The organism is Rhizobium sp. S96, from assembly GCF_030382195.1.
GTDB lineage: Bacteria > Pseudomonadota > Alphaproteobacteria > Rhizobiales > Rhizobiaceae > Rhizobium.
In genome coordinates this window covers 57,726-79,832 of the sequence record NZ_JAUDRY010000012.1, presented here as the reverse complement: position 1 = coordinate 79,832, position 22,107 = coordinate 57,726, and the positions used below count along the sequence as shown (strand labels likewise).

Sequence of the window (22,107 nt, the reverse complement as noted above, 5' to 3'; positions counted from 1 at the left end):
TCGACAGCTCCGCTACTAGGCCAGAGCTGTCCGGCGTGTCTCCGCATCGATCGCCGTGGCGGCAATAGCCGCAATGACCAGCAGGCCGGCAAAAAGCCCGATGGCAACGCCAAGGCCCTCGGCAACGACGAAGGCCATCAGCGACGGTGCGAGCAGCCCGCCGAGACGCGCCATGGCGCCCGCCGCTCCCATGCCCGTCGCCCGCGAGGCTGTCGGATAGAGCTCTGGTGTATAGGCATAAAGCGCGCCCCACGTTCCGAGCAGTGCAAAGCTCATGATCAGAAGAGACGCACCAATCAGGACATCGCTGCCCGACAGGACGAACAGGAGGCATCCCAGTGCCGATAACAGGCAAAAGCCGATCAAGGTGGGCTTCCGGCCCCAGGCTTCGACACCATAGGCTGCAAGAATGTAGCCCGGCACCTGCGCCAGAGCCACGAAGACAAGGAAGCCATAGCCGCGGACGAAACCGAATCCATCACCGGCAAGCTTGGCCGGCATCCAGGTGAAGACGCCATAATAGGAAATGGAAACGAGGAACCAGATCGCCAGGATCAGCAGGCTGCGACGCCGCAGCGGACCAGAAAATATTCCTTCGCCGGCGGCATGCGGCGCGGCAACGATCTCGTCGCGTGCCGCAAGCGGCGCCTTTCCGTGCAAGGTCAGCACCCGGTTGACGATTGCCTTAGCATCCTCCGCCCGGCCGGTCCGCAGCAGATAGAGAGGCGATTCCGGAACAAAAAAGCGCAAGGTCAGGCCGAGCAGCGCCGGCACCGCGGTGACGCCGAAGATGTAGCGCCAGGCATCCTGAACGCCGGCAACGCTGAAACCCCAGGCCGCAAGTGCAACGATCAGCGTTCCGATCGCCCAGAACCCCTCGAGGGCGACCAGCCAGCGGCCGCGGCTTTTCGCAGGCAGAAACTCCGCCATCATCGCATAATCAACCGGCAGCGTGCCGCCGACGGCAAGACCGGTCAGGAAGCGAAGGACGAGCAGGCTGGTAAAATCAGGAGCGAAGATCGACAGCGTACCAAAAAGCGCATCGCAGGCGACGGTCAGGATCAGCACGTAGCGCCGGCCGACCTTGTCGGCCAAACGTCCAAAGACGACGGCGCCGATCAACATGCCGAGAAAGAAGAGCGTTCCTGTCTGCAGTGCCTGCGGCACGGTCAGTCCGAAAGTCGCCGCGATCGGTGCGGCAGTGAACCCCACTGCCAGAACCTGCATCGCGTCTGCCGTCCAGACGAGGCCGAAGATACCCATCAATCGCCGCTGAAACGCGCCCGTGCCGGCACGATCCAGTGCCTCGTCCATGGATATGCCCGCCATGCACCCTCCCCCAAGCCTCTGAAAGATCACGCGAAGCGCGCTTCAGATGATAAGGCTCATTACCGCATGCGCGCTATTTGCGCCAGCCGATAGTTCCCTTCAGCCGCGCATGCGTATCGTCGGCAAGCGGCACGACGAGGACGCGGCCCGGATCGACCGGGCCCGGGAAGGTCAGCGCATTATAAGCGACCTTCTCGAAGCCGAGCGGGCAGTAGTAGGGCGGATCGCCGATGAGGATGACGGCCTCTGAGCCTTTCCGTCTCGCGGCCTCGACAGCGATTCTCACGAGCTCGCGGCCGATGCCTCGGCTCTTGTGCGACGGCCGCACGGCGAGCGGGCCCAGCAGGTGCCCCTTGACGCCGCCTGCAACGACAGGCGTCATCCGCACCGAGGCGATCGTCTCGCCATCGTCGGCACAGATGAAGGAGAGCGAAAGATCGTGAGGACCCTGCTCACGAATGCGGGCGGCCGCACGCGTATGCCGGCCGGGCCCGAACGCTTCTTCGTTGATATGTTCGATAGCAGCGTCGTGCGACGCATCCTCAGTGAGGTAGACCAGATCGTGCTTGTGCATGATGAGACAGAAACCGGATAAACGCATTGATAGGTTCTCGAACACGCCGTCAGGCGTTCGGGAGCATCAGCGTCGTCGCAGGTTTCTTGGTGCAAACATCAAATCGGGTTCCAAAATGTGAAATGGCCGATAGCAGGAAAAATTTCTGCCGTCCAATGGAAAAATCGGCCCCAGGCGGCCAACGTGACGCACTGTTCAATCTTTGCGGCCCTGTAAAGATACACGCGCTGCGATATCTTCCGCTGCAACGAACGAATTGAAGGACAGATCAATGGGCAGACTGGTAGACGGCGTTTGGCAGGACGTCTGGTACGATACGATAGAAACCAAGGGCCATTTCAAACGTGCGGCCTCGCAGTTCCGCAATTGGGTCACGGCTGACGGACAGGCAGGCACGTCCGGGATCGGCGGTTTCAAGGCGGAAGCCGGGCGGTACCATCTCTACGTCTCGCTCGCATGTCCATGGGCGCATCGCACCCTGATCTTTCGGAAACTGAAGAAGCTCGAAGACCTGATTTCGGTATCGGTCGTCGATCCGCTGATGCTGGAGAACGGGTGGGAGTTCAAGACTGGCGACGGCGCGACCGGCGACCAGCTGTTTGGCTCCAGATGGCTCTGGGAGATCTACGCCAAGGCCGATCCCAACTATTCGGGTCGCGTGACAGTCCCCGTGCTGTGGGACAAGAAAACCGGCACGATCGTCAACAACGAGTCGTCCGAAATCATCCGCATGTTCAACAGCGCCTTCGACGGCCTGACCGGCTCGACAGCCGATTTCTACCCCGGAGACCTCCAGGCTTCTATCGATGAATTGAACGCAATCGTCTATGACACGGTGAACAACGGCGTCTACAAGGCGGGCTTCGCCACGACCCAGGAGGCTTACGAGCAGAGCGTCGTCAAGCTGTTCGAGACGCTCGACATGCTGGATGAGCGGCTCGGCGAGGGACGTTACCTCTTCGGCGACCGGTTGACGGAGGCCGACTGGCGTCTGTTCACCACACTGGTGCGCTTCGATCCCGTCTATGTCGGACATTTCAAGTGCAACATTCGCCGGATCGACGACTATGCGAACCTTTCCGGCTATCTGCGCGATCTCTACCAGACATCAGGCATCCGCGAGACGGTCGATTTCCGCCACATCAAACACCACTACTACCGCAGTCACCGCACGATCAATCCGACCGGGATCGTACCGGTCGGGCCAGTGCTCGAACTCGATCGACCGCACAATCGCGGGACCTTGGCTGCCGCCTGACGGCAGCCAGGTCAGGCAGTTACCAGATATGGGCGGGCTCCTGTTCGCCCGCCAATTCGGCGAGGCGGCGATACGTCGCCTCGGTCGTACCCTGAGGTAGGTTGTCGAGGGCAAAGAAGCCGCATTCGACGATCTCCCGATCCGGCCCTCGCGGAGCGGTCTGCACCACGTCGACACGATAGAACAATACGTGGTCGCGTCGGCTGGCTCCGGTGTTGAAATACACATGGATCAATTTCGGGCGGCCGATGATCTTCAGATTGCCCTCTTCCCGCAATTCCTTGACCAACGCCTCCTCCGCCACTTCGTTGCGCTCCAGCCCGCCGCCGGGCATATGCCAGCCCGGCACATAGCTGTGGCGAACGAGGAAGATGCGGCCCGCGTCATCGAAGCATGCGGCCCTCACGCCCATCGTCATCCCGCGCGCCACGGCAAAATAGGTATGGACAATGCGCATCAGCAGGCGCGACTGCCAGGGGCGTATATGTTTCAAGCGATTTCCAATTCCATCAATCCGTTCAAGCCATTGTGTTTGAATTGCTCCCGTAGTGGGCTATGTGTGCAACCATGTTCAAGCTCGCCCACATCTCCGATGCCCACCTCGGTCCGCTGCCTCGCCTTTCGGTCCGAGAACTGTTTTCCAAACGCATTACAGGCTTTGTGAACTGGCATCGCAACCGGCGCAAGCACCTTTTCGGCAGCACGCTTGATCTGTTGCTCGACGATATTCGCGACAAACAGGCCGACCACCTGGCGGTGACGGGCGACCTCGTGAACCTCGCGAGCGGCATAGAAATTCGCGCTGCGGCGGCATGGCTGAAGGAACTTGGCGAGGCTGCTGACACCTCCGTCGTGCCGGGCAACCACGACGCCTATGTGCCCGGCGCCTACGAGAAATCCATGCGCGCATGGTACGACAACGTACGCGGCGATCTTGCGCCGGAGGAATGGGAAGAAGGACGCCATATCTTTCCTTATCTGCGCGTGCGCGGCAAAGTGGCCATTGTCGGCTGTTCCACGGCGGTCGCTACACCGCCCTTTGCCGCCAGCGGCTTCTTCGGAGAAAGACAGGCCCGCGACACCGTGAACATGTTGCGTGCGGCAGGAGAAGCCGGCCTCTTCCGTGTTGTGCTGATCCACCATCCGCCGATCCGGGGCGCGACCTCCTTCCACAAGCGAATGATCGGTATTCGCCGATTCGGCGCCGTCATATCCACAGGCGGCGCCGAGCTGGTGCTTCACGGGCACACGCACCTCAACACGGTCCACTGGCTGCGTGGGCAGGTCGCACCGGTGCCGGTCGTCGGCATTGCATCCGCCTCGCAGGGGCCTGGCGGCCTGAAGCCGCCAGGCGCCTACAATCTCTTCAGCATCGACGGCTCGCCCGGCGCCTGGGAACTCAAGGGTGAGCGCTTCAGCATCAGCGAGACCGGCGATGACGTACTCCAGGAAAGCGTCGATATTTTCAGGCGTTAGCGCGCTTCGCGGAATCATATTGGCAACGACAGGATTCAACACTTTAACGTGCTGACCACGTCTGCCTCTTGGTATTTGGGAATGTGAGCGTACAATCCGGAAATCAGCGCATCCTTTGAAGGAGTTACCGCATGTATTCCGTTCATCGTTTCCGCAGTCTCGCTCTTGCCGGCTGCATGGCCCTCGCCTTTTCCGCCCCCGCCTTTGCTGCCGGAGAGGAGAGCGACGGAACCAAACCTCCGCCGAAGACGGAAACGACAACGAAATGCGCCGACGGCAAGATCTGGGACAAGAAGCGCAAGGAATGCGTTGTCCCTAAGAAGAGCAGCTTCAACGATGACGATCTCTACAAGGCCGCTCGCGAATTCGCCTATGCCGGCCAATATGACAATGCACTCACGGTTCTTCACCTCGCAAAGAACCAGGATGATCCCCGCATCCTGAACTATCTGGGCTATGCCAATCGAAAGGCCGGCCGGATGGAACTGGGCATGTCGTATTACCGCAAGGCGCTGCAGGCCGATGAGAACTATATTCTCGCACGGTCATACATGGGACAAGCTTTGATGGAACAGGGTGATGTACAGGGAGCGCGCGTGCAACTCGTCGAAATCCGCGATCGCGGTGGCGAGAACACATGGGCGTATCGCTCGCTGCTGCAGACATTGAACGGCTACCGAACCTATTGACGCCGCAGCAGTACCCAACCGAAAAAAAGCTTTGAGAACCCGGAGGATAAGCCAGCCGGCGCTTGCAGACCATCGGCGGTTTGTTTCATAAAGGACACAGAGAGATATTATTCGATTCCATGCAGGGCACTTCGCCCGACCGCGCAAGCGGCAATCTGGAAAGACCATGCGTCAACCCGTGACGACCATCGATATCAGACGCGACCTGGTAGGGCTGTTGCCCCGATTGCGTCGTTTTGCGATGACCCTCACCGGCGACGCGCCGAGCGCCGACGAACTGGTGCAGTCCGCTTGCCAACGCGCCATCGCGAAGAGCAACCAGTGGAATGGCGAAGGTCGCCTGGAAAGCTGGGTCTATATGCTGCAACGCCAGCAGTGGACCGACGACAGCCGCAGACGCAAGCCTCAGGCCGCCGCGAGATCGAATGTCACCGACATAAGGGACGCCACGCGCAACGGCGCCTCGGTCATCGATACCGACATGATCCACAGGATGATCGCCGAAATGCCGGAAGGCATATCGGCTGCATTCCTTCTCGTGGCCGTCGAAGGCCACTCCTATCAGCAGGCCGCCGATATCATGGGTGTCGGCGTCAACATCATAGTGTCGCAACTGGCATGGGCGCGACTGCATTTTGCCAGCGTCGCAGACCACTATCCTCACAGGTATTGAATTGCTCGATTTCAAGAAACTGCCGCTAGATGCTCAATTGACCGCCTTGATCGACGGCGAGGCAACGCCGGAGCAGAAGCTGGAGCTGGAGCAGCGCGTTGCAACCGACGACGGCGCGAAGCGGCTCTATGACAAGCTGCGCCACGGTGCAGACTTCGGAAAGCGCCGGATGGACGATGTTCTGAAGGAGCCCGTTCCACTCGCCCTCGTCCGCTCGATCAAGAGCGTGCAGCCGCCAAAGGCGCCGATCGCGCCGCGCCTGTCTCGCCCATCGCTGAAGCTGACACCGAGCCGCCCACAGGCGATTGCCGCGGCGCTTGTCCTCTTTGCCGCCGGCTGCGGTGTCGGCTATCTCGTCGCCGACAACAGGAGCGCTCCCGCATCATCCCAGACGGTCGAGGCAGCGCCAGAGCCCAACGAATGGCTCGACGACATCACCGCCTACCAGCGCCTGCTGGCCCGACAGCCACGACACCTGGTGGAAGTCCCGGCCTCCCAGTCCGAGGAAATCTCCAGCTGGTTGACGACCACGGTCGGCGTGGCTTTCCGCGTGCCTGACATCTCTGATGGGGGATGGACCTTCCAGGGCGCCCGCGTCGTCCTCGCCGACGGAAAACCCGCCGGTCAGCTGATCTACACCAGCGCCGACGGCGACACCGCCACGATCGCCTTCCGCAAGGACAACCAGCCGGACGATACCGAAGATTTCAAGGAAACGATCCGCGACGAAATCGGTCTGGTCACATGGCACAATGCCGGGACATCCTATGTCCTCGTCGGCCCCTCGGCCGAGGCAACGCTCATCCAGCTCGCGATGCAGATCGCAACGGAAATCTGACGCAACGGCGTCATCTCAGGCAGGCGCGCCACCTGGCGCCTGCCCTTCTTTGATGAGAGATCAGGCCTTGCCGGCCTTCAGGTCGAGCACACGGTTCGCCGCCGAGACGATCGCTTCCAGCGACGCGCCGACGATGTTCGTGCTGATGCCCGCACCGAAGAGCTTTCCGCCCGGATAGGACGTCTCGACGTAGGAGATGGCCGCGGCATTCGAGCCGTGCTGCAAGGAATGCTCCGAATAATCCTGCACCGACATCTCGACGCCGAGATAATGCGAGAGCGCATTGATGAAGCCATCAACCGGGCCGTTGCCCTTGCCCTCGATCCGCTTCGTCTCACCGTTATCGGTAATCTCGGCGGCAACGATGCGAACCCCCTTGCGGTCCGGGTCGGCATAGGTGTGATGATCGACGAACTTGATGCGGCCTTCCGGCTGCGTCACGTAACGCTCGATGAAGTGGTCGTAGATCCGCTTCGACGGCAATTCCTTGCCCTCTTCGTCGGTGATCCGCTGAATCTCCTCGCGATACTCCACCTGCAGGTTACGCGGCAGGTTCAAGCCGTAGTCCTGCTGCAGGATGTAAGCGATGCCGCCCTTGCCGGACTGTGAGTTGATGCGGATGATCGCCTCGTAGGAGCGGCCGACGTCCTGCGGGTCGATCGGCAGGTAAGGCACTTCCCAGACCGGGTGGTTGGCAACCTTGATCGCCTTCATACCCTTGTTGATCGCGTCCTGGTGCGAGCCGGAGAAGGCCGTGTAGACCAATTCGCCGACGTAAGGGTGGCGTTCGCCGATCGGCATCTGGTTCGAATATTCGAACACTTCCTTCATGCGCACGATATCGGAGCAGTCGATCTCGGGATCGACGCCCTGCGTGAACATGTTGAGCGCCATCGTCACGACGTCGACATTGCCCGTGCGCTCGCCATTGCCAAACAGCGTGCCTTCGACACGATCGGCGCCGGCCAGCAGCGCCAGTTCAGCGGCAGCGATGCCGGTGCCGCGGTCGTTGTGCGGATGCAGCGAGATGATCAGGTTCTCGCGGTTATCCAGGTTGCGGCACATCCATTCGATCTGGTCGGCATAGACGTTCGGGGTCGCCATTTCGACGGTCGACGGCAGGTTGATGATCAGCTTGTTGTCGGGGGTCGGCTTCATAACGTCGATGACTGCGTTGCAGATTTCCAGCGCCACATCGAGTTCCGTACCGGTGAAGCTCTCCGGCGAATATTCAAAGCGATAACCGCCGCCAGCCTTCGCCGCCATGTCGGAAATCATCTTCGCCGCATCGACGGCGATCTGCTTGATGCCATGGACATCCTTGGCGAACACGACACGACGCTGCAATTCGCTGGTCGAGTTGTAGAAATGCACGATCGGGCGATTTGCGCCTTCGAGTGCTTCGAACGTGCGCGTGATCAGTTCGGGGCGGCACTGTACCAGCACCTGCAGCGATACGTCGTCGGGCACATTGCCCTGTTCGACGCACCAGCGCGCGAAGTCGAAATCGGTCTGGGATGCAGACGGGAAGCCGATCTCGATTTCCTTGAAGCCCATGTCCAGCAACAACTGAAACATCCGCGCCTTGCGGTCGTGGCCCATGGGATCGACCAGAGCCTGATTACCATCGCGCAAGTCGACGGAGCACCAGATCGGCGCCTTGGTCAGCGTCTTCGACGGCCATGTGCGGTCGGGAATGTTCACCTGCGGGTAAGGGCGGTACTTCACCGCCGCGTCAGGCATGCCTTTGGTTTGGGAGCGGGTCTTCGTGTCCATGTCTTCTCTTCCTCTTCCCGTCATACGGCCAGCCGCGTAATAGCTCATGGAGCGCCGCTTGGCGATGACGAATCCGGAGCAAAAGCATCCGGTTGATCAATTTTGGGGATTGGCACGAGGAGCGATGGCCTGGCGGGCTTTCGGCCGCCGGGCGCTCCTCAACGGACCCGGCAACCGCGCGTAAGGCCGAGGAGAAGAAGCGATGTCAGGGCGCGCGTATTGTCGCGCAGGGCGATGCGCCCGCGTGCAATCTGCTCAGAAATCATGATGCCCGTGTTCTTCATGGCTGCGTGTATAGCCGTGGGACCAAAAACTGGCAATCCCCTCGCCTATTTTTTTGCCAACTGCACAAATTGCGATAGCGCCATCATCAAACCGCCCGCCAGCAGCCCCCAGAAAGCGCCGGAGATTCCGCCAAAGGAAACGCCCGACGCCGTGACCAGGAAGGTCACCGCGGCCGCCTCGCGCGTTGCAGGCGCTTGAAACGCCGCCGTAGCGGAGCCCGAAAACGCCCCGATCAGCGCCAGGCCGGCCACGGCCTGGATGAGGATCGGCGGCGCCAGCGCGACAGAAGCCGTCACCGCACCGGCGAGCGGGCCAAGGATGAGGTAGCAGATGCCGCAGACGATAACCGCCCAGTAGCGCCTGCGGGGATCGGGGTGCGCGTCGGGGCCGGCGCACATCGCCGCCGTGATCGCCGCCAGATTGACGGCATGGCCGCCGAACGGCGCAGAGAAAAGCGAGAATATGCCGCTCACGGCAAACAGTGGGCCAGGCTTCGTCTCGTAGCCATTCACCTTCATCACCGCGATCCCGGGAATATTCTGCGACGCCATGGTGACGATGAACAGCGGCAGCGCGATCGAGATGAAGGCGGGGACATTGAAGACAGGCGTGACCAGCTCGATCGTCGGCAGCAGCGACCGCTGGACCGACGCAAGCGCCCCATCCGGCACGTCGACGCCGAAGACCACCACCAGCACGAAGGCCGCCAGCGCAGCCGGCACCGCCCAAAGCCGCTTGAAGGCGCCGACGACGATCCAGGCGAGCGCGATCGGCAGCCCGAGCAAGGGATTGAACCCGATCGCCTTGACCGGCGCGAAGCAGAGCCCGATCAACACACCCGCCAGCATCGCATTGGCGAGCGGCGCCGGAATCGCGGCAACGGCCCGGCCAAGCGGCTTGAACAGTCCGGCAACGACGATCAGAAGCGCGCAGACAATGAAGGCGCCGACGGCGGCATTGAAGCCACCCTCGACAACACCGGTGCTGGCAAGAAGCGCCCCCCCAGGCGTCGACCATGCCATACTGACCGGCAGCCGCGTACTGACACTGAGGACGATGGCGCAAAGCCCGAGCGAGATCGACAGCGCCATCAAGCCGGACGCGGCCTGTGCTTCCGTCGCGCCCACCGCCTGCAAACCATGGAGCACGACGGCAAACGAACTGGCGAACCCGACGAACGCAGTCAGGACGCCCATGAACAGGGCCTGGACGGAAAAGTCTTTGAGCATGGCAGCACTCTTGCAAAAGAAATGCTGCATGGAGCCGTATCGGGCAGAGTCGCGCAAGTGCAGATCGGCACCATTCGGTACCTACCAGCCGGCCCCGTTCACCTAGGCGTGCCTTACGACGAAAATCATTTCATCCGACGTCAGCTCGTCGAACGGTTTGCGGTCCCAATCGCCATAGACAGCCTCGGTTCGCAACCCTGAAACTTGGATATACCGTTCGATCTCCCCGCGAGACAGGAACAGAAGCTTGCTCGTCGAAACCAAAGTCTCGCTAGGGAAATGATAGCTGGTTTCGAAATGAACCCGGCCTTCACCGTACGAGACTACGTGCCGCGTCTCACGGACGACAAGCTCATCTTGAACGACCTCGGACACACCTCCGTCCCAGCGTGTCTTCCAGTCGATTTCAGGATTGCGGGATTCAAAGACGATGCGACCTCCATCCGTCAGATGCTCGCGCATAGCGGCTAAAGCGGCGAGGACGGCGGTCTCGTCAAGCAACACCTGAAAGGCATGACCTGTCATGATGATCAAATCGAAGCGTTTATCAGATCGGAAATCCTGAGAGTAACACTCGACCCATTCAATCCTGCCGCCATGTGGCTTTTGCCTGGCGATATCGAGCATCGATGACGACGGATCGACGCCCGTGACATCGTGCCCGCGTGCTGCATAGGCATCGCAGATCAGTCCGGTTCCGCAGCCAAGATCGAGGATCGACTTCGGCTCGCCGTCTGCCAGCGAAAGATAGAAGTCGCCGTCTGCAGACCAACCGCAGAGGAGATCATACAGAATTGCCAGACGCGGATGGTCGTAGTGCAAATCGGGCACGATGAAACTCCGCAGTCAGGTTGCCGAAAATGAAAAAGCGCCCTCGCCCGCCTTCTGGCAAGCAAGGGCGCTTCTCGTAGCACAAATCAGATGTCGCTCTGCGACGTGACGATCCGCGAAACGAGACCATAGGCCTTCGCTTCTTCAGCAGACAGCCAGTAGTCGCGATCGGTATCGGCAGCGATCTTCTCGTAGGACTGACCGGTGGCCGCAGCCATGATCTTGTTCAGGCGCTCGTTCATCTTGATGATCTCGCGAGCCTGGATCTCGATGTCGGACGCCATGCCGCGCGTGCCGCCGGACGGTTGGTGCAGCAGGAAGCGCGTGTTCGGCAGGCAAAGACGCTGCTCCTTCGGAGCCGCGACATAGATCAGCGCGCCGGCCGATGCGACCCAGCCCGTTCCGATCATCCAGACCTTCGGCTTGATGAACTTGATCATGTCATGGATCGAATCGCCGGACTCGACATGGCCGCCGGGCGAATTGACGTAGATGCGAATGTCGTCGTCGCTGGCTGCGGCAAGTGCCACGAGCTGCGAGCAGACCTTCTGCGCCAGTTCCTGATTGATCGGTCCATAGATGAAGATGGAACGCGACTTGAAAAGGTTCGCCTCCGTTTCCTTGCCGAGCGGCAGTTCCTTCGTCTTGTCGTCCTGGTCTTCGTCGTTCATTCGAACCTCTCTCACGTGAATTCGGGTTCCCCGCACATAGTGCGACTCAATGCGTAAAACAATGCGAGAAAAAGACAAGCCACGGAACGGGTGAACATATGGTTAGGGTGCCGGGACTTACCGAAATGTAACGCGGCACGGCTTTGAAATGCCCAAATCGCTACCTACCTCACTTCAGTACGGACCCACCTGTGCCCATCAAGGAGACGCGCCATGTCACCCGAAGAACGCCAACTGCTGACCTCCCTCTTCGACCGCGTCCGCACCGCCTCAGCCACCACGCGTGACCCGGACGCTGAAAGCCTGATTGCACAGGCCTCACGCGAACAGCCCTACGCGCCCTACTATCTGGCGCAGGCCGTCATCATCCAGGAAAAGGGGCTGGAGGCCGCCGCCAATCGCATCAAGGAGCTGGAAAGCCGTGTCCACCAGCTCGAAGCCGCCGAAAGCGAGCACCATCAGGCCGAACAGGGCGGCGGCTTCCTGAGTTCGATCTTCGGCAGCGCGTCCGCCCCGCCACCGGCCCAATCTTCCGGCCCGTGGGGCAACGCGCCGCGCCAGGCCATCCAGCAGGAGCGTGGCTTCGACGGAAACCCTCGCGCCATGCCGCAGCAGCAGGCAGGTCCGTGGAACCCGCAGCCATCCGCACCGTCCGCCGGCGGCAGCTTTCTGCAGGGTGCCCTGGGAACGGCCGCAGGTGTTGCGGGCGGCATGTTGCTTGCCAATTCGCTGAGCGGCATCTTCGGCAGCCACATGTCGTCTCTCGGATTGGGTTCGCCCTTGGCAGGCTCCACCCCCCTCGGCAGCGGCCCGGTCGAGGAGACCGTCATCAACAACTATTTTGGTGACGACAAGGACAAGACGCAGACCGTGGCCGACGACAAAGACGTCAACGCCGACAATGATGACGACAACGCCGGCATCCAACAGGCCGACTATCAGGACGATGATGACGACCAGTCGGATTTCGGCAACGACGACACCTTCGACGTCTGACGCCCTCAGCCGACGGCAATGAACGGAAAAAGATACGGCGGCCGAATGGCCGCCGTTTCTTTTCATCCTCAGCCGCGACCGCGATAGGTCGCAACGCCCTGATCCGGCAGCCAGACGCCTTCCGGCGGCTTGCCCGTCTGCCAGAACACGTCGATCGGAATGCCACCGCGCGGATACCAGTAGGCGCCGATGCGCAGCCACTTCGGATCGAGCAGCTCGACGAGGCGCTTGGCGATGTAGATCGAGCAATCCTCGTGGAAAGCACCGTGATTGCGGAAGGAATGCAGGAAGAGCTTCAGCGCCTTCGATTCCACCAGCCACTCGTTCGGAATGTAGTCGATGACGATATGCGCGAAATCCGGCTGGCCCGTCATCGGGCAGAGCGATGTGAACTCCGGCGCGGTAAAACGCACGACATAGTCGGTGCCCGCATGATTCGACGGCACTTTCTCCAGCACCGCCTCCTCGGGCGATTTCGGAGCCTCCGTCTGGCTGCCCAGCATGGAGAGGTTGGAAACGTCTGTGTTGGGCATTCAAGCCTCCTTGATGACTTTGACGCGGATGCCATGGGCTTTTTCGCCCTCCGGCTCCACGTGAATGGCGATGCTGGAGCCCGGATGCACGGCGCGGATGGCATCTTCAAGGCGGTCGCAGATATCGTGCGCCTGCCTTACAGACATGGCCGCCGGCACCACAAGGTGGAAATCGACGAAAGTAACGGCACCGGCCGTGCGTGTCTTGAGGTCATGAACCCCAAGCGAGCCCGTCGCATGCGTCGCGATTGCCTGTTTGATCGCTTCCTCTTCTTCAGGCTCGACGGCACGATCCATCAGACCGCCGATGGAATGGCTGATCACCTTCCAACCCTGGTAGAGAATGTTGATGGCAACGAGGATAGCCAGGATCGGATCGAAGATGGCGTAGCCGGTCGCAAGTGCCAGCAGCAAGCCGATGAGAACGCCGACCGATGTCACGACATCCGACATGATATGCTGGCCATCGGCCGTCAGCGCCGCCGAGCGGTACTTGCGCCCTGTCTTGATCAGCAGGCGTGCCCATATCGCGTTGAGAACACCAGCTCCGAAGTTGATTGCAAGGCCGAGCACCGGCGCTTCGAGCATCCGCGGATCCGCAAGATGGCTGACTGCCTCGTTGACGATCAGCAGCGCCGCGACAACGATGAGCGCCCCCTCCGTCACCGCCGAAAGATACTCGGCCTTGTGATGCCCGAAAGGATGGTCGTGGTCGGCCGGCTTTTGCGCATAGCGAATGACGAAAAAGGCGATGAACGCCGCAACGACGTTGACGGTCGATTCCAGCCCGTCCGAAAGCAGCGCGACCGAACCGGTCACCCACCACGCCACCATCTTCAATCCCATGATGCCGAGCGAAACGGGAATACCCCAAAACGCCAGCCGTCGAACCGTGAGATTGCCCTGTTTGTCCATATCGATCCCTCTGCGCCAGTCTCAGTGCGGATGCGAACGAATTGCAGAAACTATGCCATTCAAACGCAAAACCGCCCGCGCGAAAATCGCGCAGGCGGTCAATGAGGGCCATATGGGCAAGAATATGCGATTTGTCAAAGGGGCGGCGCTAAAGCTGCGGCTTGTCGCGTCACTTATCCCCCGCAGCCGAGTGCGTGTCGATTTCATCCGCTTGAACGACGTCCTCGACAACGGATCGATCGGCCGTCGATTGCGGCCAGCGCAACAACGCGTCCTCTCCCACCGGTGTCAGAGCATAGATCCCCTTGTCCTTCCGCTCGAACCATCCATAGACGTTGTCGAGCAGAATCCTCCCGGCATTGGGCACAAGTGATTTCATGTCACGCGGACGCATCAACCCGTCCTGAAGCGCTGATGCGCAAAGCAATGCCTGCTGCCGATATGCCGTCATAATCGGGGCCCGCGAACCGCCGCCGACCACGGGATCGCCGCGCCGCCGCTGGTGCTCCTTCACCAGACGCGACCGGCGCTTCGGATTGGTCCGTGGCATCGGCGAAACCGAACTGACGATCACGCTGACCTCACCGGCATCGGAGACACCTAGCATGCCGACGCCAAGCCGGCGGCAGAGGTCGCGATAACGCTTGTCGGCCTCGCGCCCCCGCCCCTTGGCCGAAACGCGCGCTGCGATCCAGACTTCGTCGCTCATCGCCGCGCGGTCAACCGCTTGCAGAATGAGCTCGAGGTTGAACGAAAGCTTGAGTTCGCAGACGACCACGACGGGCGGCTCCGCATCGCTGAGCCCCACGATATCGCATCCGCTCACCTCTCCCTTGACGACGTAACCCGCCGCCTCCAGGAACGCCTTGACCGGCAGATAAAGCGTTGTCTCCATGAGAGCGGACTACGCGGCGTTCAGATCGGCAATCTCGCCGTGTCGTGCCAGAAGCCGTGGAGAGGACATGTCGCCGGTCTCCTCGTCGACGATCACAGCATAGGCAGCGACGCCCACAAATCGTTCCGACATCGACAATGCGATCTTCTCCGCACTGATCGGGTTCGACGCCTGGCGCATCTCGCCCGGCACGAGATTGCCGCGGCTCTTGCGGTAAGGAAGAACGATGAACTTTTCGGTATTTGCCACGACGATATTTCCCGGTTGATCGTTCCTGAAATGTTCTGATTTGTGCCGGGAAGTCAATGGAAGTCGGTCCACTCTTCGATGAAAAGCCGCCCACGGTTCCCTACAGCGCAGACCCGGCGGGTTCGGCGCCAAACCGGTCTGAGCCATTGTGAAGGCGCAGGGAGACGCGAAGCAGCCATGGCAACGGCGTCCACCAGCCGGAAGCAAGACCGGCATCGCGCAGCCCCGCGGCTGTCCAGCTGTTGCAGCCAAGCAACGCGTTGAAATAGCCCTCGGCCTCGAAGAATGCGTCCCCCGCCCCGTACGCTGCCCCGTCCAACGACGTCGGCTTGCCTGCCCGCTCTGCAAAACTGGCACGGATGAAGTCAAGCAGCCGCCGATATCCTGCCTCATCGAGGCCGATTGCAGTGACATCAGGATGGTCGAGTGGAATGTCGCCAGCCAGCGAAACATGCATGACCGAACGGTCGAGGCCGAAGCTTCTCAATACCGGCATCGCCTTCAACTCGGCCCATGTCGGCGTTTCCGTGTAGAAAGAACGGCCGCCCCACCCGAAGATGATGTAGCGCAGGTTGGTATCGTCCAGAGCAAGCCCGCCATCGCGCAGAAAGTCAAAGCGGTCACGCACATCGGCATCGACCGCGATGGCAATGTCGGTATGGATGGGATTGCTGAGAACAACAATCCGGCGATCGACAGTGCCCGAACTCGCCTCGCGCCAGAACGGTCGCGGGAGCGTGGCCCCAATAGCCGCCGCGACAAGGATCGCGACAACGACGGTCAGCAGCAATTTGAAAAGCTTCCGAAGCACGCTGCCATCCGCCACTGAGGAGCCGGTTGTTTGGTGTGGGCGCGGCCGGGTTGGCAACGCCCACAATCCTTCAACAGAGACCGAACCGGCCACCAACGCAGCCCCTTAGGCGGCCTTGGTCTTCGCCTTGCGGGCAAGATGCGCAACCACATTCTCGATCATCCGCATGCCGGCATCGCCGCCGAGCGTCATGATCGATTCCGGATGGAACTGCACGGCTGCGATCGGCTCCTTGACATGCTCGATCCCCATGATGGTGCCGTCTTCGCTTTCCGCGGTGATGATGAACTCACGCGGCAGCGTTGCCGGATCGGCAAAGATCGAGTGGTAGCGGCCGACAGTGACCTCCTTGCCGAGACCCGAGAAGACCAGGCCGGGCTCAAGAACACGGATGCGCGACGGCTTGCCGTGCATTGGCAAAGCCAGATGGCGAAGCTCGCCGCCATACGCTTCAGCGATCGCCTGCAGGCCGAGGCAGACGCCGAAGATCGGCAGGTTGCGTGCCCGCGCCTTCTTGATCGTCGCCTTGCAGTCGAAATCCTTGGGATTGCCCGGCCCCGGCGACAGCACGACGAGATCGGGGTTCAGCCGATCGAAGATCTCTTCGGCAACAGGAGAACGCACGGTCGAGACCGTTGCCCCTGTCTGGCGGAAGTAGTTGGCGAGCGTATGCACGAAGCTGTCTTCGTGATCGACCAGCAGGATGTTGACGCCCTTGCCGACGGCAGCGACGTCGCGGCTGACCTTGCCGGAGTTTCCGGCCTTGGCGTCGCGGATAGCGGAAAGCATGGCGGAGGCCTTCAGTTCGGTTTCGGCTTCTTCTTCATCGGGAATGGAATCGTTGAGCAAGGTCGCCCCTGCCCTGACCTCGGCGATGCCGTCTTTGATGCGAACGGTGCGCAGCGTCAGCCCCGTGTTCATGTCGCCATTGAAACCGACCATGCCGATCGCGCCGCCATACCATGCGCGCGGGCTCTTTTCATGGCTTTCGATGAAACGCATCGCCCAGAGCTTTGGCGCACCGGTGACGGTGACCGCCCAAGCATGGCTGAGGAAACCGTCAAAGGCGTCCATGTCGTCGCGCAGGCGGCCTTCAATATGATCGACCGTGTGGATGAGGCGTGAATACATCTCGATCTGCCGGCGACCGATGACCTTCACCGAACCCGGCTCGCAGACGCGCGACTTGTCATTGCGGTCGACGTCCGAGCACATGGTGAGCTCGGATTCGTCCTTCTTGGAGTTCAACAGCTTCAGGATCTGCTCGCTGTCTGCAATCGGATCGTCGCCGCGCTTGATCGTGCCGGAGATCGGGCAGGTCTCGATGCGACGGCCGGACACACGCACGAACATCTCAGGCGATGCGCCGACCAGATATTCCTGGTTTCCAAGATTGATGAAAAAGGAATAGGGCGACGGATTGATCGCCTTCAGCCGTTTTGAAATGTCGGACGGCTTGCTGTCGCAGCGCTCCATGAACTTCTGGCCGGGAACGACCTCGAAGAGATCGCCCTTGCGGAAGCTCTCCTTGGCCTTCACCACCAGCTCGGCATACTCGCCCGGGCGATGATCGCTCTTCGGCGGAATGGCATCGGTGCGCTGGAACGGTTCGGCCGGAATATCGCCCGCCTTGCCTTCGGTGGTCTCACCGCCCTTGGCAAAGTCGTAGCGGTCGATCCAGGCCTTGGCCGAATAGTTGTCGACGACCAGGATCTCATCCGGCAGGTAGAGCACCATGTCGCGCTGATCGGTTGGGCGCGTGAGCTTCAGGTTGATGGCATCGAACTGGAAGGCAAGGTCATAGCCGAAGGCACCGTAAAGTCCGAGGCTCGCATCCGCCTGCGAATAGAAGAGATCGGTGACGGCGCGCAGCACGGTGAACACCGTCGGGATCTTCGAGCGCTCCTCTTCGGTGAAGGCGCGATCCGGTGTCTTCACCGTCAGATCCAGCCGCCGTGCCGTCGAGGCGCCAAGTTCGAGATCGGAGATCGTCTTCAGCCGTTCGGTAACGAAGTCGAGGATGACCTCGCCGCGCTCGTTATAGGCGTCGATCCAGACCTTGCGGCCGTTGCAGGAAATGCCGAGCGGCGGATCAACGACGGCGGTATCCCAGCGCGTGTAACGGCCCGGATATTCGTAGTTCGACGAAAACACCGCTCCGCGGCGCTCATCGAGCTTGTCGATATAGGAGGAGACCGCGTCGGCATAGGGGATCGCCCGGCGCTGCCGCGTGACCGTGATGCCACCCTTGGTCTCGTAGATTTCCGCTCCGTCATCCCGAAGGATCGTTACCATTGTTCCACTCCGTTATCGGGCCCGGATGACAGGCAGCCTTAAAACAAAAAAAGCCGCCTGGGTTTTTCCGGGCGGCTCATCGTCGTCTTTGGACACGATTGGTCGAGGCCGCCTTAGCGAGCCCACCACCAAATTGCGATGTTCAAGGACATGTTCATGGCCGGAATTGTTAGCGTGAAGCGTTTGGGCGCGCAAGCGAATTTCTTCGCAGCGATGCGACCGAACCGGGGGCAAATGCGTTCCGTCTTTGCGAACATCTCATGGAGCAGTGGAAAATGCGGCGATATTGCATGGCATCTCTGATCAGCGCGGCTCTTCTCATGAGCCCAACCCTGCCCCCCACGGGCCCTCTTCCAGCCATGAAACCCTCCGCCGAAGCCGCCCACGTCGCTCCCTTTCAAGGTCCTCCGCGCCCTGAAACGGCAGAGGTTCCCAAGCCCGAACCGAAGCCGGCGTTGAAGGAGGGCGCACCCGAGACCACACCGGATGACGCAAACACCCCGGCAGAAACACAAAAGGAAAGCGTTGCTTCCCCACCACCGCCGCCGATCGAGAAGGAGGATCCGGAAAAGCTGAAGGCCTGCCTCGCCGACCTGCGCACGCTGGGTGTTCAGTTTGAGGAAAAACCCGCGGTCACCGAGGGCGAAGGTTGCGGCATCGAACACCCCGTCGAAGTGAAGGCGATCGCGGACGGCGTGACGGTCTCAGCAGGCGCTGACATGCGCTGCGACACGGCACGAGCCCTGGCGACATGGATGAAGAATATGGTGCAGCCCGCTCTGAACGTCGCTATGCCCGGCCGAAAGATCGTCGGGATCACCCACGCTTCGACCTATGTCTGCCGCCTGCGCAACGGTGCCTCCACTGGCAAGATCTCGGAACACGCTCGCGGCAATGCCATCGACATCGCTGACTTCAAGCTGGACAACGGCCAAAGCCTGACGATGAAGCCTCGCGATGAGGACTCGACGCTGGAGGGTGCCTTTCAGCGCGCGGCAACGGCCGCAGCATGTCTCTATTTCACCACCGTCCTCTCCCCCGGCAGCGACGCCGCGCACGAAACCCATCTTCATCTCGACGTGCTGCAACGGACAAACGGCTACAGATACTGCCGTTGACCGCACCGATAGATGCCTTGGCACACCAGCCATCGCCGCCCAAAAACGGCAGTTTTGTCACACTTTTAAAAACTTGACTAAATCACTCATTTTCAAACTTGACTCCTTTTGTCTATATTTTTAACAGTCGCCAACGGGGCTTCTGCCAAAGCGGAATCTACAAATTTGAAGGTCGATCGCGTGTGCACCAATGCCACGCGTGCTGATTTTCTGCGTGCATTTTTTAGAGGGGTTTTTAGATGACTTCGAATTCACCACTGACCAGGCATTTGCTGGCCGGTACCGCCGTCGTGATCGCCATGAGCGTCGCCCTGCCTGCCTTTGCACAAGAGGCAGAAACGACGGAACAGACGAAAACAGAACAATCAGCCGACCAGGCCACGCCACTGAAGCCGATTACGGTGACTGGCAAGGATGCGCGGACCGCAACGTCGCCTCTCACGGAGACGGTGGAGCGCACTGAAATCCAGCAGCGCATGGTCACCGATTTCCAGGATCTTGGGCGCCGCATCGATGCAGGTGTCAATTTCAACACACAGAACAACAGCATCAACATCCGCGGCCTCCAGGATGACCGTGTTCTGACAACGCTGGACGGCATCCGCGTGCCGTGGCTGGTAGACCCGCGCGGCTCGGCGCAGGGCGGCCTGAACGCGTTCGACTTCGATGGCCTGTCGTCGATCGACATCACAAAGGGCGCTGACTCAAGCCGCTATGGATCGGGCGCATTGGGCGGCGTTGTTCAGTTGCGAACGCTCGACCCCCAGGACCTGATTGACGAGGGTAAACAATTCGGTGCACTTGTGAAGACCGGCTATGACAGCGCCGACAAGAGCATCAACGGAAACGCCGCAGTTGCTGGCCACATCGAAGACACCTGGCTGCTCTTCCAGGGCGGCTACAAGCAAGGCCATGAAACTGGAAACCAAGGCGACATCGGCGGCTACACAACGACACGAACAGAAGCCAATCCGGCCGACTTCGATCAGAAGAATGCCCTCGTAAAGCTTTATCAGGACATCGACGGCGGCCACCGCTTCGGGCTAACCGGGGAATTGTTCAACCGCGACGAAGACATCGACAACATGCGCGGCACGACGTCCAGTTACGAGCCCGGCTCGTTGCAGTCAGGCGAAGAAGTCGACCGCAAGCGTATTTCCGCCTCCTACGACTATATCTCGCCCGACAATACGGACTGGGTCGATCAGGCAAACATCGTAACCTACTGGCAGAAGCAGCGCCTGAACAACACGACCAATGCCATCCGCTTGCGCGACGGTCGAGCCGATCTTCCGGCCATCCCGGCAATTCCGTTTATCGGCTACCCTGGCACTGCCAGCGGTGAGGACTTGTTCTATGGTCTGCCGACGGGCGTGTACAAGCGCGACAACATGCTGGAGCAGACCTCCTATGGCGTCAGCGGAAATGCCTCCAAGGACGTGGAACTCGGCGGCGTCGAGCATGGGTTGAGGTTCGGCGGCGAGCTCTACGGGCAGAAGACCCATCAATACTCCTGGGGCAAGGACAATTGCCCGGACGTCGACTGGTCGACGGTCCCGATCTACACCTTTCCTGGCGGCGTAAGTGTCGGTCCGCAAGCATGCCGCATGCTCCACAGCAATGCTTCCGACATGCCCGACGTCAACAGCGTGGTGTTCGGTATGTATCTCGAAGACGACATCAAGTTGATGGACGAGAGGCTCACCATTACGCCCGGCCTGCGCTTCGACTACTACAAGCATTCGCCGAAATCGACGGCAGCTTACGAAGACAGCCCGCTCTACGACACGGCGTATCTCCAGGGCACCAGCGATTCACGCTTCTCGCCAAAGCTGCGCGCTGCGTGGAAGGCAACCCCGGAGCTTGAACTTTTCGCACAATGGTCGCAAGGCTTCCGCGCACCTAGCGCGACCGAGCTCTACCAGACTTATGGCTCGCCGGGCTCCTACGCGGTCATCGGCAACCCTGACCTGAAGACGGAAACAAGCAACGGCTTCGAAATCGGCGCCAAATACGATGCCCCGGACTACACAATGTCCGGCACGGTGTTTAACAACTACTATCGCAACTTCATCGAAGCCGTCACGCTGGTCGACGCCAGCGCCAGCACGGAGTTCCCGATTGGTGGCGTCACGGGCTACGAAAACCTTGACCACGTCCGCATTTACGGCGTCGAACTCTCTGGCGAATGGCGCTTTGCCGACAAGTGGCGCACGTGGGGTTCGTTCGCCTGGGCGCACGGCGAAAATACCGACACCGGTGATTACCTCAACTCCGTTGCACCTCTGCGCGCGATCGCCGGCCTCGGATATGCTGCGGAAACCTGGGGCTCGGATGTTTCGGTGACCATGGCTGCGGCACGTAACAAAGTCAGCGACGGCGGCTTCAAGGCTCCGGGCTATGGCCTTGTCGACGCAACTGTCTGGTGGGAACCGGAACAGATCGAAGGCCTGAAGGTCCAGGCTGGCGTCTTCAACATCTTCGACAAGAAGTACTGGAACGCAATCGACGTGCCGGACGGCGTCACGGTCGCCGATGCCGATTACTACACCGAAACCGGTCGCTCGTTCCGTATTTCGCTCACCAAGAAGTTCTAACACCAGCCGACCTGGCTCAAGAGCTTGAAACACCAGACGCCGCGTTCGCCAGAGCGCGGCGTTTTTGCT

At 60.7% G+C, this 22,107-nt stretch carries 21 protein-coding genes; 8 read left to right on the top strand and 13 right to left on the bottom strand.

What is annotated here, in order from left to right:
* Positions 1-15: 15 nt before the first annotated feature.
* Complete coding sequence (locus tag QTL94_RS15185; protein ID WP_289802443.1) at positions 16-1,329, bottom strand: MFS transporter; 1,314 nt, start codon at positions 1,327-1,329, stop codon at positions 16-18.
* Positions 1,330-1,402: 73 nt separating this feature from the next.
* Positions 1,403-1,903 carry a GNAT family N-acetyltransferase gene (locus QTL94_RS15180; protein WP_354666063.1) on the bottom strand — a complete coding sequence of 167 codons (501 nt, stop codon included), beginning with the start codon at positions 1,901-1,903 and terminating at the stop codon, positions 1,403-1,405.
* A gap of 271 nt (positions 1,904-2,174) precedes the next feature.
* Here QTL94_RS15180 and QTL94_RS15175 point away from each other — a divergent pair, with 271 nt between their 5' ends.
* On the top strand, positions 2,175-3,161 hold the full coding sequence (locus QTL94_RS15175) for a glutathione S-transferase family protein (protein ID WP_289802441.1): 987 nt from the start codon (positions 2,175-2,177) through the stop codon (positions 3,159-3,161).
* A 19-nt stretch (positions 3,162-3,180) separates the two neighbouring features.
* On the opposite strand, the gene QTL94_RS15170 is transcribed toward QTL94_RS15175, so the two are convergent.
* The gene (locus QTL94_RS15170; RefSeq protein WP_289802545.1) at positions 3,181-3,618 is read right to left on the bottom strand and encodes an NUDIX domain-containing protein; all 438 of its coding nucleotides are present in this window, start codon (positions 3,616-3,618) and stop codon (positions 3,181-3,183) included.
* Between the two features lie 110 nt (positions 3,619-3,728).
* Between QTL94_RS15170 and QTL94_RS15165 the strand changes: the two genes are divergently transcribed.
* The 4 genes from QTL94_RS15165 (at position 3,729) to QTL94_RS15150 (ending at position 6,837) form a co-directional block, all read left to right on the top strand.
* Complete coding sequence (locus tag QTL94_RS15165; protein WP_289802440.1) at positions 3,729-4,637, top strand: metallophosphoesterase family protein; 909 nt, start codon at positions 3,729-3,731, stop codon at positions 4,635-4,637.
* Positions 4,638-4,768: 131 nt separating this feature from the next.
* Positions 4,769-5,326: a tetratricopeptide repeat protein gene (locus QTL94_RS15160; RefSeq protein ID WP_065690925.1), complete on the top strand. Its 558-nt coding sequence runs from the start codon at positions 4,769-4,771 to the stop codon at positions 5,324-5,326.
* Positions 5,327-5,492: 166 nt separating this feature from the next.
* Positions 5,493-5,999: an RNA polymerase sigma factor gene (locus tag QTL94_RS15155; RefSeq protein ID WP_289802439.1), complete on the top strand. Its 507-nt coding sequence runs from the start codon at positions 5,493-5,495 to the stop codon at positions 5,997-5,999.
* Position 6,000: 1 nt separating this feature from the next.
* The gene (locus QTL94_RS15150; RefSeq protein ID WP_289802438.1) at positions 6,001-6,837 is read left to right on the top strand and encodes an anti-sigma factor family protein; all 837 of its coding nucleotides are present in this window, start codon (positions 6,001-6,003) and stop codon (positions 6,835-6,837) included.
* Between the two features lie 60 nt (positions 6,838-6,897).
* Here the strand turns inward: QTL94_RS15150 and leuA are convergent, their stop codons facing one another.
* The 4 genes from leuA to QTL94_RS15130 form a co-directional block, all read right to left on the bottom strand.
* Entirely contained in the window at positions 6,898-8,613 is a 1,716-nt protein-coding gene (gene leuA / locus QTL94_RS15145) for a 2-isopropylmalate synthase (protein ID WP_065690922.1), read from the bottom strand.
* Between the two features lie 329 nt (positions 8,614-8,942).
* Positions 8,943-10,127: a benzoate/H(+) symporter BenE family transporter gene (locus QTL94_RS15140; protein ID WP_113522550.1), complete on the bottom strand. Its 1,185-nt coding sequence runs from the start codon at positions 10,125-10,127 to the stop codon at positions 8,943-8,945.
* Positions 10,128-10,229: 102 nt separating this feature from the next.
* Positions 10,230-10,958, bottom strand: coding sequence for a class I SAM-dependent methyltransferase (locus tag QTL94_RS15135; RefSeq protein ID WP_289802437.1), 729 nt, complete (start codon positions 10,956-10,958; stop codon positions 10,230-10,232).
* 86 nt (positions 10,959-11,044) lie between these two features.
* Positions 11,045-11,629, bottom strand: a complete 585-nt coding sequence (locus tag QTL94_RS15130; RefSeq protein ID WP_065690919.1) for an ATP-dependent Clp protease proteolytic subunit — start codon at positions 11,627-11,629, stop codon at positions 11,045-11,047.
* Between the two features lie 213 nt (positions 11,630-11,842).
* Here QTL94_RS15130 and QTL94_RS15125 point away from each other — a divergent pair, with 213 nt between their 5' ends.
* Complete coding sequence (locus QTL94_RS15125; protein WP_289802436.1) at positions 11,843-12,625, top strand: DUF2076 domain-containing protein; 783 nt, start codon at positions 11,843-11,845, stop codon at positions 12,623-12,625.
* Between the two features lie 68 nt (positions 12,626-12,693).
* On the opposite strand, the gene queF is transcribed toward QTL94_RS15125, so the two are convergent.
* From queF to QTL94_RS15095, 6 genes are all read right to left on the bottom strand, one after another.
* Positions 12,694-13,158, bottom strand: a complete 465-nt coding sequence (queF, locus tag QTL94_RS15120; protein WP_289802435.1) for a preQ(1) synthase — start codon at positions 13,156-13,158, stop codon at positions 12,694-12,696.
* The gene (gene emfA / locus QTL94_RS15115; RefSeq protein ID WP_113522553.1) at positions 13,159-14,073 is read right to left on the bottom strand and encodes a CDF family cation efflux transporter EmfA; all 915 of its coding nucleotides are present in this window, start codon (positions 14,071-14,073) and stop codon (positions 13,159-13,161) included.
* 169 nt (positions 14,074-14,242) lie between these two features.
* Positions 14,243-14,968: a DUF2161 domain-containing phosphodiesterase gene (locus QTL94_RS15110; RefSeq protein WP_289802434.1), complete on the bottom strand. Its 726-nt coding sequence runs from the start codon at positions 14,966-14,968 to the stop codon at positions 14,243-14,245.
* Positions 14,969-14,977: 9 nt separating this feature from the next.
* A complete protein-coding gene (locus QTL94_RS15105) occupies positions 14,978-15,217 on the bottom strand; it encodes a hypothetical protein (RefSeq protein WP_113522555.1) in 240 nt (79 codons plus the stop codon).
* 100 nt (positions 15,218-15,317) lie between these two features.
* Complete coding sequence (locus QTL94_RS15100) at positions 15,318-16,028, bottom strand: TIGR02117 family protein (protein WP_289802433.1); 711 nt, start codon at positions 16,026-16,028, stop codon at positions 15,318-15,320.
* Positions 16,029-16,133: 105 nt separating this feature from the next.
* Complete coding sequence (locus QTL94_RS15095; RefSeq protein WP_289802432.1) at positions 16,134-18,323, bottom strand: anthranilate synthase; 2,190 nt, start codon at positions 18,321-18,323, stop codon at positions 16,134-16,136.
* Positions 18,324-18,613: 290 nt separating this feature from the next.
* On the opposite strand from QTL94_RS15095, the gene QTL94_RS15090 reads away from it, so the two are divergent.
* The gene (locus QTL94_RS15090; protein WP_289802431.1) at positions 18,614-19,441 is read left to right on the top strand and encodes an extensin-like domain-containing protein; all 828 of its coding nucleotides are present in this window, start codon (positions 18,614-18,616) and stop codon (positions 19,439-19,441) included.
* A 239-nt stretch (positions 19,442-19,680) separates the two neighbouring features.
* Complete coding sequence (locus tag QTL94_RS15085; protein WP_289802430.1) at positions 19,681-22,038, top strand: TonB-dependent hemoglobin/transferrin/lactoferrin family receptor; 2,358 nt, start codon at positions 19,681-19,683, stop codon at positions 22,036-22,038.
* Positions 22,039-22,107: the final 69 nt, after the last annotated feature.